Origin of the sequence: Candidatus Symbiopectobacterium sp. NZEC127, assembly GCF_025962675.1 — a bacterium.
Classification (GTDB): domain Bacteria; phylum Pseudomonadota; class Gammaproteobacteria; order Enterobacterales; family Enterobacteriaceae; genus Symbiopectobacterium.
In genome coordinates this window covers 82,913-100,147 of record NZ_JAGFPG010000004.1, presented here as the reverse complement: position 1 = coordinate 100,147, position 17,235 = coordinate 82,913, and the positions used below count along the sequence as shown (strand labels likewise).

The following is a 17,235-nucleotide window of genomic DNA, read 5'->3' as shown; positions in this document are numbered from 1 at the left end:
GGGCATCACATGTCCACGACATCACAGAGCGTTTTGAACAGCAGGTAGCTGGATGTGGCACCAGGGTCCTGATGTCCGATAGCGCGCTCGCCAAGATAGCTGGCACGACCTTTTGCCGCACGCAGTGGGATAGTGCTTTTCATTCCCTGCTCCGCCGCTTTCAGCGTTGCCGCCAGCGCCGAGGAGAGCGGATCTTCTTGCCGGGCTTTCAGCGATGCCACAATCGCGCTCAGCGTATCCACCATGGTTTTATCACCGGGATGCGCCATGCCGCGAGCGATAATGCGCTCCGTCCCTTCCTGATACATATGGTAGAGATCCGTGACCGTCAGCTCTTCTTTTGCCATCACGGTTTCTGCCGCTTTGATAAAGAAAGTGCCGTACAGCGGTCCGCTGGCTCCACCAATGGTGGAAAGCAGCACCATGCCGGTATTCTTCATGATGGTGCCGATATCTTTATCCGCCAGCGTCGGCAGTTTTTCTTTTACCTTGCGAAAGCCACGGTTCATGTTCAGCCCGTGATCCGCGTCGCCGATTTCACGATCCAAATCGGTAAGAAACTCTTGTTGTTGCTCAAACACATCGGCCGCCGCATCCAGCCAGGCGATCACTTTGCTTTTGGTTACCACCATCATCGCACCTCAGTTTTCACCGCATCAGCGCCGGATGCAGGCTCCCCCTGCATCTGCGCGCGATCTGCCGCCAACGGCGGCAGCTTGCCTGACTACACTACATTTTCCATCTCAGCGCCGGTGTACTGACCGGGAAATCCCATAGCGAGAGCATTTCGTCATCCGCTTTCAGCACCGTGATGGAGACGCCCTGCATATCAATTGCACTGCAATAGGTGCCGACCAGATTACGTGCAATGTTGATGTGCTTCGCCGCCAGAATCTCCGCCACTTTGCGATAAACGCCGTACAGCTCCGAGGCTGGCGTGGCCCCCAGTCCGTTAACCAGCACAATCACATTGTCGCCCGCGTTGAGCGGCGTGGTGGTACGGGTATCGTCAAACCATTCGCCTTTTTCCCGATCCCATTGACGCAGCGTTCGTACGTAAGGGGTGTTATCAAGAATTTCATCCAGCATGGCGCTGACAATGGTGTCACCATCAGTATACTTTTCCCGGCGGATGCCCGGCTCGCCGTGGATACCGATACCGAATTCGATTTCATCTTCCGGCAATGAAAAACTGGGCTTACCGGCTGCGGGTACGGTGCACGAGGAGAGTGCGACGCCAATAGAACGCCCCTGATCGGCAATACGCGTCGCCAGCGCTGAACATTGCTCCAGGCTATACCCCTCTTCTGCCGCGGCCCCCAACAGTTTCTCCGCCAGCACCGTGGTGGCAACCCCACGACGACCCGCCGTGTACAAGCTGTCTTTTACCGCGACATCATCGTCAATCACGGCCACCTGCACGGCAATACCTTCACCGTGCAGCAGCTCTGCGGCGGTCTCAAAATTAAGGATATCCCCGGTATAGTTTTTGATCAGCAGCAACACGCCATTTTCGTTACTGACGTTCTGCGCGCACTCATACATTTGATCGGGCGTAGGCGAGGTAAAGATATGGCCGGGGCACGCGCCATCCAGCATGCCAAAACCGACAAAACCGGCATGCATCGGCTCATGCCCGGAGCCTCCGCCGGAGATCAGCGCCACTTTGGGTTTGTCCGAGCGACGGTAAACATAGAAAGGCTCGGTATTCACCGTCAATTCGGGGTGGGCAAGTGCGAAACCTTCAAGCTGTTCTCTGACAACATCATCGACTTTGTTGATGAGCTTTTTCATGACCCTTCCTCTTGATGACCGCCCTTTCTCTGGGGAAAGGACGATTTCCATGGCTGAGCGGCGAACCGCCCGTTAGGCAAAAACCGGTAAAAATTTGTAGCACAGCGCACCGATGCCACCCCCGATCAGCGGGCCGACAATCGGTACCCAGGCGTATTCCCAATCGGAATGGCCTTTATTTTTAATGGGCAGCAAGGCATGAGCAATTCTCGGCCCTAAATCACGCGCCGGGTTGATGGCATAGCCGGTAGGCCCCCCCAACGACAACCCGATGCTATACACCAGAATCCCCACCGCGAACGGGCCAAAGCCGGACGCAATCCCGTTATGCGAATTAAAAATACCCAGTACGCCAAAGACTAAAACAGCCGTACCGATAATTTCTGTGACCAGGTTCCACTTAAAGTCGCGTACCGCAGGCCCGGTGGAAAAGGTCGCCAGTATCAGCCCTGCATCTTCAGTCTCGTCGTAGTGACGTTTGTAGGTAAGATAGACCAGAATCGAGCCGAGGAAAGCGCCGATACATTGAGCGACGACATAGGCCAATGCCATTGCGCCAGAGATGCTGCCATACAGCCACATGCCAAAAGTCACCGCCGGATTCAGATGCGCCCCGCTCACCCAGCCCGTGATATATACCGCGATTGCTACTGCAAATCCCCACCCGGCGGTAATAACGATCCAGCCGCTATTGCCTCCTTTGGTTCGCGCTAACACCACGTTGGCTACTACACCGTTGCCAAGCAGTATCAGCACCATGGTGCCAATCAATTCTGCAAGAAAAACGTTCATCGCTATCTCCTTCGTTTTAGCTTGAGGGGTTACCCACATGACGTAACGAACACGATGAGAGTAGGAAGCCGAATCTATGCTGTAAAAAATATTTTTTTGTTCAATTCAGGAACATCGTGGCGCACCAAAAAGTCCCAATATGAAACATAAATACCGCAGCACGCCCTGTTATTTGATACCCGTCAAACTGTGACAAAAGTTGTGTAGCAACTCACACTTTGTTGAATGAAAGAATAAAGACATTCAAATTCAATAAATTAAATATAATCATCGGTTCTATCTCATCGCCATTGGTGGTTGGCGATATGCATCACAAATTCGACATAATATTTCCAAAATGGAACATAAATGCGCTACCTATTTCCCAAATAGGTACGATAAAGGAGCAACCGGTGAAACAGACTGCATTGAAAACCCTGTGGCACGATTTCATCACGCCGGACCCAATAAGGTATCCCGATGCCGCCAGCATGGAACACCTCGCGCTAAAGCCCTATGTCACCGAATCGTGGCTGCGTTGCCGTCGACAACAGCGTCACGATCATTGGTCAACGCCACTCTACGCCAAAGGCATTACGTTCAAGTCTCTGTGTCGCAACCGTGCCGATATGATCAATATCTCTTCACCCATACTGGAGGATATCTTTGCCTATCTCACCACCACGGAATGCGCCCTGCTACTGACCGATGAAACCGGGTGTACGCTGAGTTTTCACGCTTCCCCGGCCATGAGCCAACGGCTAATGACGTTAGGCATTGGCGAGGGAATTTACTGGCGCGAAAGCATGATGGGGAATAATGCCGTCACAACGGCGCTGCTGTTACACGAGCCGGTCAGCCTGCAAGGCTATGAGCATTTCAATCAGCACTTGCATCAATTTGCCTGCTTTGCCACGCCGGTTTTCGACAGTTACAGCGCGGTGATGGGTGCGGTCGGGCTGATTCTGCTAAACGACAGCGACACGGTTTCCGCCCTGGCGCTAGTGCATTCCACTGCGCAGCAAATCAGCGCAAAATTGCACACGGATATGATTTTGGCTGAATCCAACCAACATTTAAGTGAAGTACACGCCCTGCTGGATGGCGTGGAAGAAGGCGTGCTCGCCTGGGATCATAAAGGCACCATCCTCTATCTGAACAAAAACGGCAGCGACCTGCTCAATGTTAAGGGCGAGAAGCTGTTAGGAAAAAATATTCAGGATACGTTGACCTTACCGCAGCGGATCGCGCATGCCATTGCGGAAAACCGGGATGTCTACCTGTTCGAAACCGCCGTCGAATTTCAAGGTGCGTTTATCGCACTGGCGATGTCGCTCAAAATTGTCAAAGGCGTCGCCAATACGCCCGATCGTTACATCGCGCTGTTGCACCCTATCGATCACATTCGTGAATTGGTGCATCGCCACGGCGGGGCGTATGCACGGCTGACATTTGACGATCTTGATTACGTTGGCACCTCCAGCGCTATTCGGCGTGTGGTTCGCCTTGCACAGCAGGCGGCAAAGGGGCGCGGCTCCGTCCTGCTGCACGGTGAAGAGGGACTTGGCAAGGCCTATCTGGCACAGGCTATTCATAACGCCAGCGAGCGCAGGGATAAGCCCTTTATTACCATCAATTGCCAGGCAATACCGCGCGAGGCGATGGCGAGCGAATTTTTGGGCAACAACGCGCATACCGATAAACCGGTCATTTCCAAATTCGAGTTGGCGAAAGGTGGCACATTGCTGTTAGAGAATGTCGAATACCTGACACAAGAAGTGCAAACCGCGCTGTTACAACTGCTGAAAACCGGGTTGCTCAACAAGGCCAACCAGACGTTGGTGCCGCTGGATGTCAGGTTGATCACCACCACAGATATAGACATCAATCAGTTTGTTGAGGAAAACCGCTTTCGCCGCCACCTGCTTTACGAATTACAATCGTTCGACATCCACGTACCTGCCCTGCGGGAACGCAGCGAAGATATCCCTGCATTGATCAAGCGCTACCTTAAGATCATGAGCCGCGAGATCGGCGCTAACGTGACGCTCTCTGAAGATGCACAACAATTGCTCATGCGCTATGCCTGGCCGGGAAATAACCGAGAACTGCGCAATGTGCTGGAGCGCGCTTACAGCTATAGCAACGGCAACCGAATAAAAGTCAAAGATATTCCGGCACCATTGAGTGAAAACATTCTTGAGACATCATCGCGAGAAGCGAGCCTCCATCCTCAGTCGTTACAAGAGATGGAGCGGGATGCGCTCATCCAGGCAGCCATTCACTGCCGGGGAAAAGCCTCACAAATGGCTTTATCGTTAAACATTGGCCGCACGTCCTTGTGGCGTAAACTCAAGCTGCTTAATATCCATCTTGCCGATTACAAAGTGGGTTGACCCCTTTCGGGATAAGATGCACCGGCGAAAAGTTCAACAATATTGCGTACCGTCAGCGCAGCGTCTATCTGCGCTGACGGGATCGTCACCCCGAATGCCTCAAGCTGCATCAGTAAATCTATCATCTCGACCGAATCCAGACCTAACGTGACGATCACGCTATCGTTCAACCCAATGCTGTCAACAGGGATGCCGCTTACCTGATGAATCAATGCTTTCACCTGACGCTCATTATCACTCCCCATTATCACACCATCATCCTCGTGATGTCTGTGAAGAGAGGGTGCGCCTCACGCCAGGCATGGTGGTCAAGACCCGAGAATTGCGTTTTTCGCTGTATTTCTCTACCAACCTCTGAGCGTTGCGGCTCAGTTGGAAAAAATCTTCGTGCAATTGCATTTTACGAAATGCCTCGTTGATATAGACCTGCTGCATATCACTGCGCTCTTCAGTGCCTACATCGGCGAGAAATGCTCTTTCCAGGAAGTGTTCCAGCGTTTGGGTATACACGCCGTCCTCGCGCAGGATCAGTTTATCGATGCTCGCCATTTCGTTTTCATTCTCTGGGACTTCCTCACCAAGCCAGCGCTTCAGCAAGGCCAGATCATCCTTGTTGATGCCGGATGAGCCCCCCCCTGCTGAAGAGGCTACCTCCGAATGGCCAGTCGCTTCTGTCACAGAAAAATCGTCATTTGCCGCAGGCCCCTTTTCAGCGACAACGGCGGAGGGATAGGCTTCGGCGGTAGGGTATGCCGCCAGTGATGCCAAGGGGTTGATGTTGTGCTTGGGCGATAGTGTACCAATTTGGAAATTATCCAGAGGCGATCGTGGCGGTGACATCGTCGATATAGCGGAACCCACGGAGCTACTGGAGGAAGGAAGCCGTTGTACCTGAACGCGAGGTTCCCGTCCGTGTTCAACCTCCGGTGCGGTGGGCTTCACGCTGTCAGTCCCCATAGAGAAAGACTCGGCCATCGTGGTGATCTTCCCATTCGGCAGCGTCGAATAGACAGGTAAATCTTGCGTACTGATGCCATTCAATCGGCTGAGCAGCGGGTAGCGGTTGATAAAATCCGACGGTGTCTCGCGCCGCTCACCCATCGAGGCAATCAGATCTTTCAATAACACAAAGCGCTGATCTTTATCTATTTTATCTGAAGCCAATAGCTTTTCTGTTATTGAACTCCAGGGATCAGGTGGCGTCGTTGGCGTATTTCCACCGTACGATGTGGCCGTCGCATTGCTGCCATAAACGGTGATATTACCTGGGGAAGATGATGCTGTCGGTGCTGTCGGTAAGTGATGCCCATTCACGTTGTCCGTTGCATCTGACGTTCCCACCGCCTTTTCTGAGGTGCTTGGCTTCGCAGCGCCAGTGGGCGTTTGACGCTGAAGCGCTAATGGGATTGACGCAACAGCATCAAAAATTTTCATATACCCAAAGCGGATAATCGCCCCGTGGATATCCGCGTGATCCTGGTTTGCGGCTTTTGCCTCCTTGGTAATCCCCATGACCTCATCATCGATCACGTTGAAGCACATACGAATATTGCCAGAGAAAATCTGTTCAATATTCGAGCGCGCCCACTCACGATCGGTGACATTATGATATTCACACCACGCATTGATCGACTGATTGAGCATATGCGCGGTGAGATCCTCCAATATATCCTTACTGTAGGTTTCAAGCAGCGGTGCCGCTGCTACCCAAAATTGTTTATCGTCTTTAGTGACATTTTTTACATGTTTATTCAGACTAATATTCGCGTTGAACTCCTCAGGCTCTTTTATGATTTCGGAACAAAAACGGTCGCATAATTTTTGATAACAGGCTTTCTCGGTTGAAGTGAAATTAGCTTCCTTAGTGGAAAGCAGACCCAGAACGCTTTTGAATAACTCACGGCATTCAACCGTTGTATTGGCATTGCGTAACGCTTCAGGCAGCGCGGCTTGCGACTGGGTGTGAATCAATCCGTATACACAGCCTACTTTGTCGGGTGCATGGATAAAGTTTTTTACGGCTAGCGAAACACCGTCGTTAGCGCACCCAACCACATTATCAGTCACTGTCTCAATCTGGGGGAGCTCTCGATTCATTCGATGATAAACATCGGCCTGAATATACCTGCCAAACCCTGGACTTACATTTCCAGATGCTCCAATTGTCATAAAGCCTCCACGATAATCAGTAATTAACTAATTTTCTCAAACTCACTACGATACTATTTCTTACTCGTTCTATATGTTTAACCACCACACGCCAACACCGTGAGCAGGTAATTTCGGCTCTGGGTTCAGGTATTCTGGGACGCATCGCATCCATGTGTGCATTGACTGATGGGTTATCCCCATAAACGGGCGGAGCGTTATATACTGGTACTTTTCTAAAATAGCGGACACGCCGTTCTTTCTGATAAAGCTCTCGCTCCCTGTCCGTCATCGGCTGATTTTTTATCACCTCAACCTTCTCCGGTATACTATAATTATATCGATAAACATAATCTTTTAGATTACATAATTCTGACGTTGTCATTGCCGAATTTCTCATCAAATTATAATACGGCAAAAGAATGTCACTATTATTTCTGGGTTTGAAATTCATAGATATTTTAAAAAACAGGTGGATTGAATATTATGACAGTGCTTTTAGTACCTCTCTGGCACTCTCCCCCAGCGTACTGATGACACTACTCAGTACTTTGTTTAAATTATCGAATGTGCTGTTCGCCTGACTATATCGCTGGGCGAAAGATTGCATGTTACTCTGGAAAGCGCTGCTTACAGAATTGAAGCTCGCCAGCCAGGCCTGATAGCGGGTGGTCGAAACATCAGTATACGAACCATCATCCGTTACTTTCGCCAAAGAAACGCTATCAAAGGTATCCTTGTTAAAACTGACTTTCCCATCAGTACTGACTTTGAAAGCCGGCTCCAACGTCGCTACCATTTCTTTTTGCTGACTGGGGCTCATCTTATCCCAGTCAGGTACACTGCCAAGCGGAGTTTTTCCAATCCAGTTATTAAAAACCTGATACCCGTATTTTCTCAGGTTGGGCTCATCAAAGTTGACTGAATTTGCTTCTTTTCCTGAATGCGTAGAGTCGGCGGCAACCTTTTGCACCGTTTTATTGTATTCATCGTACATTTCAGTGTATTTCTGCAATAAATTGCCATAGAAATCCACGTAGTTGGTTTTAACACCTGCGATAACGTTAACGATTTCCGCCCACAGATCCGCGTAACTGGTACTCGTAGTAAACGGCTCACTTCGCGCATCCACACTTCTTCGGGCACGATGCAACGTGGGCTGAGATTCCTCATCAGGAATAACATCCTGCGCATGGTGCGCCATGCTTTCCGACCTGGCTAACGATGCTTTATTATTCAACTTGTCGTCACGAATCTGATGCTGAATCTTGTTAAGTTGCGCCTGAATGGCCTGCTGCAATGCCGTCAACTGCGCTGTTATGTCATCGCCGTTTTCTCCCGGCAAAGCACTCTGTTGTTGCGCAAGACGGATATCGTCAACGTACTGCAATAATTTCTCACCGGATGGCAAACTGGGATTCATGTTAAAACGGGTAAGCAACTGCTCAAGACTGAGCATTTTGTCATGCATTTCGCAGAATGCTATCGGCCATCGGGTTAGCGTATTTTCCTCTTGGTTGTCAGTGATAAGAAACAGCAAAACGGTTTTCACATCATGCAGCGAATAAGCCTCGGAGACCTCCGGTGCCCCCTGCCAAGACGCTGCTGTGGTAAAGGGAGCGGCGTCCACGCCGGGAAACCTTGCCGTGCAGGCCGGTAATAGCACAGTAGAAATAGTCATTTTTTCGCCCAAAATAAAAGAGATAGCGGCTCAACTATCAAGAAGATGTCGCAACAGAAGCCGCGAATGCGTTATGCCATCTTGCTGGCAACTGCGGAGACCGCATCATTGTTGTTATTAAGAATAGCCAGTAACGCTTGCCGTAAGGCAGATTCGCCCTCACTGGATTTTTTTGCCGTTTGCTGATGAACACTGTCCACTTCACCACTCACCGTTTGATTCGCTCGCATTATTTCGGCTTCTTTGCTTTGCTCCGCCGCCGTGACACCGTATGTCCCCTGTGTGATATCGTGAACCGATCGGCTAGCTTGCATCAAAGCATCGGCTTGAATGCGGTTTTTCATCGATGTATTCGATATTTGTTGATGGCTATCGCGCAGTATTTGACTTTCCGTATTCAACTTTGCGTGTGCTTGTACCAGACGTGCGGAAACATCACTATCGACCGTGATACCGTCATTAACCAATTTATCCTTATGGTGCTGTAGGCCGTTTCTGGCCATATCCGCTTGTTCGTTAAGTTGATGAGACCTTTTCAAATTGTTTTCTATTGAGGCTGATTCCGATTTCAAAGATTTGCCCGTCGAGAATGCCGAGATGCCCTGCATCCCCATGCTTAACGACCCGGCAACAATCGCGCCAGTCTGATTTTCCCGTGCAGCGCGAACCAGATGCTGGCCAGTCGCATTGGCTGACGTCATGGCAAAATGAGACCACTGTGCCGCCGATGCATTAAAATGCGCTTCCTGCCGATTTAACGACTGCAAAATATCGGTAAACGCATCTAAAATACCCATATTGCCCATCACGTTACTATAACGATAGCCGCCAGAATGTACCGGTGTAATGTCTGTTCCCCCTTCAACGGCGGCGTGCGAACGCACAGCGGTGTGTTCCACGGTATGGGACGTCGCTGCCCTGCCTGCCTTTTCATTTTCACTGCGTCTTGACGGATTATCTGTTGCAGATAGAAGTTGCGCGCTGCACAGGGTAGCAGCCCCCGCAACGACCTGTTCTATCTTGTCGATGTCTCTTCCTTGCTGGGAATCAGACAGCCTCTGCATCAGTTCAGCTTTGGTATCAGAAGGTATGACTTTATTGGTTGATGCAGGAGCCATCAATTCAACGGGAAGCGAATTGGCATAGGCGTTATTCGCGTCACCGATACTTCTGGAAACAGAGACCAGGTGCGCCAAAGAAAGGACATCCGGCGAACGCTCGGTGAAAGGCTGCGTAGAGGGTGCGGTATTATCCGTTTTTAAAATCAGCTCGTTTTGAGTTGCAACAGGTGATAATGTGGTCATCATATTTTTCAACTCCGTGTTAATAAATATATCATTTTTGAAATCCACTTACGATAAATAGGGTTACCCCGCAACGTGTTGCATTTTTCGGGTAATGAATTTACCCGCTTGCATCTGGTTTTCAGCCACAGTAGCCATATTTTCGATAATGGCATTGGCAGCTGCAATGCGTTGAGTAAAGCTATCCACCATTCGGTCCATCAGTGCATTCAATATATTTTGCAGTGCAAGATCCTCTAGCATTTTGGCGCGTACTTTTTCTGCTTCCACTTTATTTCCAGCCACAACGATTTCCATGCCGGTTTGCATTGCAACGTTAACGGTCATCGCGACATTTTGGGATTGTTGTACCCTATTAACCCATCTGGCACTTTTTATACTTTGAACGATGAACGAACGCGTAGCCGTTGACCCCCACGCCATAATGGTTCGTCCAATCGTGTTGTCCATCATGGTTTGCAACATCTTTTTCATTGCCTCCCGGGTGGATTGTATTATCGCAGTGGAAGAGAGTTTATCGACCAGCTTACCCATCAGGCTTCCTGCCACCATTGCTACTGCAATTAATAGTACAACGGCAGCAATTGCCCCCAGCGTTTCACTTATTATTGCAGCCGTTTCTTTATCAACCCCAAGTTGTTCCAAAATAAATGAATAATATTTAGCCAGAAGATCTATTAATGGCTTAATAATGTGTTCCATAATCGGTTGCATAGCCTGTTGTATAAAAGACTCGCCCGTGACCGCCTGGTAGATGGCATCGCCAGCCGTCAATGCCAACCCGACGGCAGCCAGCGCTAATGATGTCCCACCAGTAAAAATAGCCGCTGCGAAACCGACAATGGCGATAGCCCAACCGAGAATTTTACCAATACAGCCCATGGTTTTTTGCATCTCTTCCGCTTTACGCTGCTCAATGTCGTATTCACGCGCTTTTTTTTCAGCATCTTTAACCGCTGCTTCTGCCAGTTTCTGCTTCAATGCAGCGCCAGCCTGTAAATCCTCACTGGCACTTTTATTGATGAGTTCAGCGACAATGGCCAGCAAATAACTGAGACTTTTTGCATTTTCATTTTGCTGTTTCCGTTTATATTCAATAACGGATATTTGCTGGTTAGGCATAGAGCCCAGCAGGGCTTGTGCTTGCTGCCTGGTGTTTTCCAGAATGGCTCTACTGGCAATTTCTGCCAGGCGTGCAGGCTCCAGTCTGTTTTTGAGTGCATCCTCATAGTGGGCCACAGCGCGCTGTTTGTGGTTATATGCCTCGGTAACAGCACATTTCGCTTCCTCTATTTTCTTACTCAGGTCAGGGGATAGCACGCCGTTCTCTTGTAATTCCCGCTCTGCTTGATTCTGCAAAAACTGCAACTGCTTTTGCGCATCGGTATAGGTGTCCGTTGCCGCGGTAGCCTGCTGTTTTAACCCATTGACCAGCGTCTGTGCCTGCGTCAACGCATCACTGTCATTGGCCCACTGCTGAGCATGCTGCTCTAATTGATCGGCGAGTACACCATATGTCTGAGAATGACCCGCCAGTTGCGCATTGTATATCTTCAGTTGATCGACCATTTTCTGTAGTGTCACATCGCCAGTCAGCTGATTTATTTTGCCTAACAGGCTAGTCATGCGAGCAGAGGCAGTCAGCGAAGTCGCGGGGTTGTCTGCACCCGATGCGATTTGGGACAACGGAGATAAAGCGAAAGGCTCCGATGCCAATTGCGGTATATTGGCATCTTGTGGTGTCCGGGGCTGAGCAGCGTTTCCCTGCAACGCGTTAGTAGTATTTTGCAAAATGGCAGCCAGTTGCTCTGGCCGTAATAGTGTCATCGCCACTGCAACAGAATCTCGTTGCGGATGCTCTCTCAGCCCTGCCTCACCAAAACGTTTAATAGCGGTGCTCTGCTTTATTAATTCAGTTCGATATGTTTCAACGTCTCCACCACCAGAGAATGCGAATGCCGAAGAAAAATCATCAATAGCTATGTTCATTATGCCTCCCTATTAGCATCCTCTTTTTGCGATCCATTTTCTTCGTTAGCATCCATATCTTTTAAGGCAGCCAAATAAGCCTGTGCCTTCTCCGTCAAGCTTACGTCAGTGCATTTTTCGGTTACAATATCAAAACACTTACTCGCCTGAACCGAACGACAGAGCATCAGGTTACACTGTCCGGCGTAGAGCATAGGCCGATAGTCATTTTCTGACAGTGAATATGATAATGCATAAAAATCAATGGCTTTTGAGTAATTCTTCTTCAATTGATAAACAGCAGCCAACCCCATTGCATACTCTGGATTATAAAAATCGTAGATGCATAAAAAGCGAAAAAGTGATTCAGCGTCATCTAACTTGCCCATATGATAAAAGTCATAGGCAAGCTTATAAACATCACTCATTGTTTCGTTCGATACGCCATGAACATCTTTTAACGTTGCACCATTATGAATGGCATCCATGAGTTGCTCAGAATAATCTTTGAGCAATGTTTCCTCAACTTCATCACGCAATTCATTTTTAGCATCCATTACCTTTTTAAAGCTCATCTTAGACCTTCCATATTATGGATAAAATGGAAAAATGTTAATATAACGATAAATTCATCGAGAGTGTAGATAGTAATGAATACAAGCACTATCATACTGTTCACCCATGAAACCCGGGTACAAAAAAAACGTACTATTGTTTCTTATCACATAATTTTGTTCCAGAATCTGCCAATGGCGATTCTTGAGAAACCTCGCCTTCACACTCATTGACCTCATTATTATCGTTAAACGCATCCAATTCTTCGAGTTCGACTCGGCGCAACCATATCAATATATCCATAACAGCCATAAGCGCGTCATCGTTTATTGAAATAAAACTGTATGCGGTGTAACTGCTATAAAGTTTCCTTGCCAACTTTACGTCACGAACAACCGGTATTCCTTCTTTTTCCGCATAGGCAATTGCTGCCTGCGCTTTCATGTTTGAACATCGCAAAGAGATAAACGGTAAATAAGCCACTTCCATATTAAAATAAATTGCAACCGCAATATGTGTAGGATTGGCCATGATCACTTCTGAGTTTCGGATTGCGGTTCGCTCTTCACTTGAGAGAATTTCATGATGCGCCCGGCGTCGGGCTCGCTTGATTTCAGGATTACCATCCAACTCTTTGCGCTCTTGTTTTACCTCATGCTTATCCATTTTCATCTCTCTGATGTAGAGAAAGTATTCAACAATGAATTCCGCCAACAAAACAAGCACAGACCAAAGAATAAAGAGCAATATACTTTTTATCGTGACAGACACCCAATAGGCAATTAACTGCATAAGGGTGCCATGATAAACCAAAAGTATGTTTTTTAATTCGTAGACGATAATAGTATAACACGTTCCAAACAATACGCCCAGATACAAAAATGATTTCACAAAATCTTTAGCAGTCCTAAGACTAAATATCCTTTTAAACCCTTCGATTGGATTGAGTGCTTTGATATTAAAACGTAAAGCTTCAGTAGCTATTGAAAATTTAGTTTGCAACAATGTTGTGGCAAACCCGACAACGATACACAGAGCGATAAAAGGCAGACACATCTGCAATAAAATCACCACCAATTGAATACTGTATGAGATAGCTGTCATCTTGTTGTTATATAGCAATGCAATACTGTATAGTTCTATAAGCGGGCCGAAATCCATGCTGCTCCCCAGGAAAAAAACACCTGAAATTAATACCACAGTTGCAACAAGATCCCGACTGCGAAAAGTTTGTCCCTTCTTTGCTGAATCACGTCTTTTCTTTTCTGTCGGTTTTTCTGTTTTCTCAGCCATATCTCTTTCTCCATGACGTCAAATAAAAAAGCGTTGAAACGCCTGTAAGGAAAAAAGAGGTAAGGGTTTTTCAGTCAATGATTGGAATCCATAGAGCAAAAATACAGCAAAAGCGATGACGCTTTTGATGGTCAACGAGAGAGAAAATGGATTAAGCTGCGGGCAATAACGCGAAAAGACACCTAACAATACTTCTGACAACATCATGACAATGAGCACAGGTGCTGCCAACATGATGCTGCCTTGCATTAACATCAAGAGTAAATGCCCGGTCTCGTTAATGTTCATTTCACTCAGCTCACTCCCTTTGGGCAATACCCGGTAACTTGCTGCCAATACTTCAACCAGCAAACGCATACCGCCTTGAGCAAAAAAGATCGCGCCAAAGGCAAAATTGAAAAAACCAGAGAGAATGGAACCTTGAACACCGTGCACCGGATCGATGCTATCGCTTATCGTCGCGCCGCGTTGGTTATCGATAAGTTCACCCAGCGCTATCACCATCCAAAAAGGCAAGCAAAGCGTTACGGCTAAAATCAGGCCCACGACCAGTTCTGTTACCAGTACCATCACGCCCCCTAAATCCGTGGCGGGACTCGCCTCAACGCAGGGCCACAAGCCGATAATCACAAGAAATATCGCGGTGTTCTTTACGATAAGATTCGCCAATACCCGCTCCCCTAAAATGGGCAACATATAAAAAACAATAGCCAGACGAGCATAGGCAAGCATTAAAATCATGACATTATGTTGAAAATGTAAATAGAGACTAACGAATAACATGATGTTATTTCTCACTGAAACGCCATTGAAAACACCTGATATGAGAAATAGAGCATCTCCGCCGAAAACCAATCAGTCAGCATGAACAAACTGGCAAACACCGCCAATAATTTCACCCCGAAAGGCAACGTCTGCTCCTGTATTTGCATTACCGTTTGAAATAGACCAACAACAATCCCTACTATAGTTGCAAAAGCAATAGGAACAGCCGTTAACTTAAGCACTAACAACAATGCATTATTACCAATAAAGAGGATATTATTCATGATGTCATGAGTTCTGTATATTGGGTGATTAACCCCTTGGTTAACAGGCTCCAGCCATTCATCGCAACAAATAGAATTAATTTTATCGGGATAGAGATCGTGACGGGGCTCATCATCATCATCCCAAGCGCTAACAGAATGCTGGAAACCACCATATCAATAACAACAAATGGCACGTAGAGATAAAATGCAATTTTGAAGGCACTTTGTATTTCGCTCAACGCATATGCTGGCATCAACGTCATCAACGGTAAAGATTGCATTTCATGCTCTTCCAGTTGAAGCACGCTGTCTTTGTTGCCCTGCTGGACATTGTAGAAAAAATAAATCAGATCGCGATCGGAATAGTGCACCAGATAGTTTCTGTAACTTCCTAACCCTTTATCCATAAACAGGCTGACCGACTGCGCATCATTAAAATTGATATTATTTCGCTCAACGAACTTCAGTATATTCTGGGTGACTGGCATCATAACAAAGGCGGTCATGATCAATGCTATGCCATTCAATGTCAACGTTGAAGGCACTTGCTGAATCCCCAACGCGTTACGAACCATGATAAGCACGATAGAAAATTTTATAAAACAGGTGCCACCGGCAATAATAAAAGGTAACAACGTAAAGAACGACAGCAGTATAATTAATGAGACGTCATTACTCAGCATACATTGAGCCCACTTGCCCCGTTGCAGCGCCGTTCATATTGTTTACCTCTACCGCCAGTGAGCCGTCATCCAGTACAACTAACTCACCGCGCGCAAATAGCTTGCGATTCAGATAAATTCTAATCTGTTTTTCCGCATTGCTATTTAACGGCAACTGCGCGCCGGGTTGCAAACTATCCAATTCGCCGACCGTAAGCGTCACCTTATCTAATACAAATTCGATATTGACAGGCAAATTCATCCATTCAAATGTTATTTCATCCTCTTCTCGTAGCGCATCATCTGAGTCAGCGATATAAAACTCCTCCACAAAAACCTCCAGGTCCTGAGTTAAACAAAAATGTGCGATTGGACAACGTTCAATAAGCAGCATGGGATCGTAATGTTCAATACGAATCAAATCGCCTTTGGCTATCGTCACCAGTTGCGCCAATAGCAAGCGGGTAGTGCCCAACATATAGCGCAGGGTAAAAGGAAGATGTTCAAGCCAGGGACGGGAAATCAGTAGCGCCTGTTCTTGGTTCTCCGGCCAGTCACAACACAGCAACGAACAGGGCCTGGCAGGTATAAGCGTAAGTGAAACCGGCAACGATCTTGCAGGAATAGAGGCCTGTTGAATTTCCCACCGTTTATTTGCCACCCACCAATCAGGCTGGTGATGACACAGCCAACGAGAAAGATAGCCAAGCGGCACCTGTTCCCACGCAATACCAGGCAGTTCACACCCACTCGCCGCAGCCCACTCATCGGCATCAACCCATGCCTGGGCGCAATTCTGCTCCTCGTCCGTTAAATCAAGGCTGAGGTAACGACGCGAGGGACTGGGTTGCGCAATCTCACTGCCCGGAACAGGCAGTGCTGCTTCCCAGGCGACATTGACCTGCTGAGGCCTGCGACGCAACCGCTCCCGCACATTCATTATTGTTCCTCTTCCTGTTCTCGTTGCTGCTGGCCTTGCTGCTGTTCATCGCCCACGCTATCGGGAAGCAAAATGTGCGGAGTCTGCTTTGGCCAGTGATCAAGTTGCCGGGTTAACGCATCGGAGGCGCGCACATCGGACGGTTGCAGAACCATTGCGCTTTCAAACAGGCTGTCACGCCGTAGCGACACCTTGACGGAGTGTTCGCCAAACCAACGTTGGAACGGGTAGCTGATCCGCACAGTTTGATCGTCACGAGAGTCACCAAGGCGCAACGCATTCAACCTCTCTCGCTGTGTAATCGTGGTAAAGGGTGTGGTCATTGGCTCATTACGCTGGGGGTGGGTTACATCCGCTGGCGAGCGGAACGTGCCGTATTGCCCTCTGATGTCATGCACAGGACCCACAGCAGGCACATATTCCGCCACGGGCCGCACATCGACAGCGCTGGACACGTCAGATACTGTGACAGGGTCAGTCATATCAGGCACCTTGCTGTTTCCTTGTTCAAGAAGGGGAACGAAACCCGCTTGACCGTTGGCTTGTACTATCGTGCTATTTACCACGACGGGCATCCCATCCTGTGCTGTAGCGCAATACGCGATTGTGGGTGAAACAGGTACATCACGCCGACGCATTTCCTGATCGTGTAACTCATGTTTTTTTCCCTTTTCTGTCACTGGCGCTCCGTT

The 17,235-nt window shown here is 48.2% G+C and carries 16 protein-coding genes; 1 reads left to right on the top strand and 15 read right to left on the bottom strand.

Going from position 1 to position 17,235, the window contains the following annotated elements; genetic code table 11:
- Nucleotides 1-5 precede the first annotated feature (5 nt).
- From dhaL to J5069_RS16210, 3 genes are all read right to left on the bottom strand, one after another.
- Nucleotides 6-632: a dihydroxyacetone kinase subunit DhaL gene (gene dhaL, locus J5069_RS16220; RefSeq protein ID WP_264645077.1), complete on the bottom strand. Its 627-nt coding sequence runs from the start codon at nt 630-632 to the stop codon at nt 6-8.
- Between the two features lie 97 nt (nt 633-729).
- A complete protein-coding gene (gene dhaK, locus J5069_RS16215) occupies nt 730-1,794 on the bottom strand; it encodes a dihydroxyacetone kinase subunit DhaK (RefSeq protein ID WP_264644861.1) in 1,065 nt (354 codons plus the stop codon).
- A 72-nt stretch (nt 1,795-1,866) separates the two neighbouring features.
- A complete protein-coding gene (locus J5069_RS16210) occupies nt 1,867-2,586 on the bottom strand; it encodes an MIP/aquaporin family protein (RefSeq protein ID WP_264644860.1) in 720 nt (239 codons plus the stop codon).
- Nucleotides 2,587-2,978: 392 nt separating this feature from the next.
- Here J5069_RS16210 and dhaR point away from each other — a divergent pair, with 392 nt between their 5' ends.
- On the top strand, nt 2,979-4,961 hold the full coding sequence (dhaR, locus tag J5069_RS16205; protein ID WP_264644859.1) for a dihydroxyacetone kinase operon transcriptional regulator DhaR: 1,983 nt from the start codon (nt 2,979-2,981) through the stop codon (nt 4,959-4,961).
- Here the strand turns inward: dhaR and J5069_RS16200 are convergent.
- The 12 genes from J5069_RS16200 to J5069_RS16145 form a co-directional block, all read right to left on the bottom strand.
- Nucleotides 4,946-5,206 carry an acyl carrier protein gene (locus tag J5069_RS16200; RefSeq protein WP_264627976.1) on the bottom strand — a complete coding sequence of 87 codons (261 nt, stop codon included), beginning with the start codon at nt 5,204-5,206 and terminating at the stop codon, nt 4,946-4,948. The genes dhaR and J5069_RS16200 overlap by 16 nt on opposite strands.
- A gap of 10 nt (nt 5,207-5,216) precedes the next feature.
- On the bottom strand, nt 5,217-7,130 hold the full coding sequence (locus tag J5069_RS16195) for a hypothetical protein (RefSeq protein ID WP_264644858.1): 1,914 nt from the start codon (nt 7,128-7,130) through the stop codon (nt 5,217-5,219).
- A gap of 463 nt (nt 7,131-7,593) precedes the next feature.
- Entirely contained in the window at nt 7,594-8,775 is a 1,182-nt protein-coding gene (locus J5069_RS16190; RefSeq protein WP_264644857.1) for an IpaD/SipD/SspD family type III secretion system needle tip protein, read from the bottom strand.
- 86 nt (nt 8,776-8,861) lie between these two features.
- Nucleotides 8,862-10,097: an IpaC/SipC family type III secretion system effector gene (locus J5069_RS16185; RefSeq protein ID WP_264644856.1), complete on the bottom strand. Its 1,236-nt coding sequence runs from the start codon at nt 10,095-10,097 to the stop codon at nt 8,862-8,864.
- A 60-nt stretch (nt 10,098-10,157) separates the two neighbouring features.
- Nucleotides 10,158-12,083: a type III secretion system translocon subunit SctE gene (sctE, locus tag J5069_RS16180; RefSeq protein ID WP_264644855.1), complete on the bottom strand. Its 1,926-nt coding sequence runs from the start codon at nt 12,081-12,083 to the stop codon at nt 10,158-10,160.
- Nucleotides 12,083-12,637 (bottom strand): type III secretion system translocator chaperone SicA, encoded by a 555-nt coding sequence (sicA, locus tag J5069_RS16175; RefSeq protein WP_413542249.1) that lies wholly within the window; start codon nt 12,635-12,637, stop codon nt 12,083-12,085. The genes sctE and sicA overlap by 1 nt, the downstream gene beginning before the upstream one ends.
- 133 nt (nt 12,638-12,770) lie before the next feature.
- Nucleotides 12,771-13,910: an EscU/YscU/HrcU family type III secretion system export apparatus switch protein gene (locus J5069_RS16170; protein WP_264644854.1), complete on the bottom strand. Its 1,140-nt coding sequence runs from the start codon at nt 13,908-13,910 to the stop codon at nt 12,771-12,773.
- A gap of 18 nt (nt 13,911-13,928) precedes the next feature.
- The gene (gene sctT / locus J5069_RS16165) at nt 13,929-14,693 is read right to left on the bottom strand and encodes a type III secretion system export apparatus subunit SctT (RefSeq protein WP_264644853.1); all 765 of its coding nucleotides are present in this window, start codon (nt 14,691-14,693) and stop codon (nt 13,929-13,931) included.
- A gap of 11 nt (nt 14,694-14,704) precedes the next feature.
- Nucleotides 14,705-14,959, bottom strand: coding sequence for a type III secretion system export apparatus subunit SctS (gene sctS / locus J5069_RS16160; protein WP_264644852.1), 255 nt, complete (start codon nt 14,957-14,959; stop codon nt 14,705-14,707).
- Nucleotides 14,956-15,624 (bottom strand): EscR/YscR/HrcR family type III secretion system export apparatus protein, encoded by a 669-nt coding sequence (locus J5069_RS16155; protein WP_264644851.1) that lies wholly within the window; start codon nt 15,622-15,624, stop codon nt 14,956-14,958. The genes sctS and J5069_RS16155 overlap by 4 nt, the downstream gene beginning before the upstream one ends.
- Nucleotides 15,614-16,543, bottom strand: coding sequence for a FliM/FliN family flagellar motor switch protein (locus tag J5069_RS16150; RefSeq protein ID WP_264644850.1), 930 nt, complete (start codon nt 16,541-16,543; stop codon nt 15,614-15,616). Before J5069_RS16150 ends, J5069_RS16155 begins: the two co-directional genes overlap by 11 nt.
- A complete protein-coding gene (locus J5069_RS16145) occupies nt 16,543-17,025 on the bottom strand; it encodes a hypothetical protein (protein ID WP_264644849.1) in 483 nt (160 codons plus the stop codon). The genes J5069_RS16150 and J5069_RS16145 overlap by 1 nt, the downstream gene beginning before the upstream one ends.
- Nucleotides 17,026-17,235 lie beyond the last annotated feature (210 nt).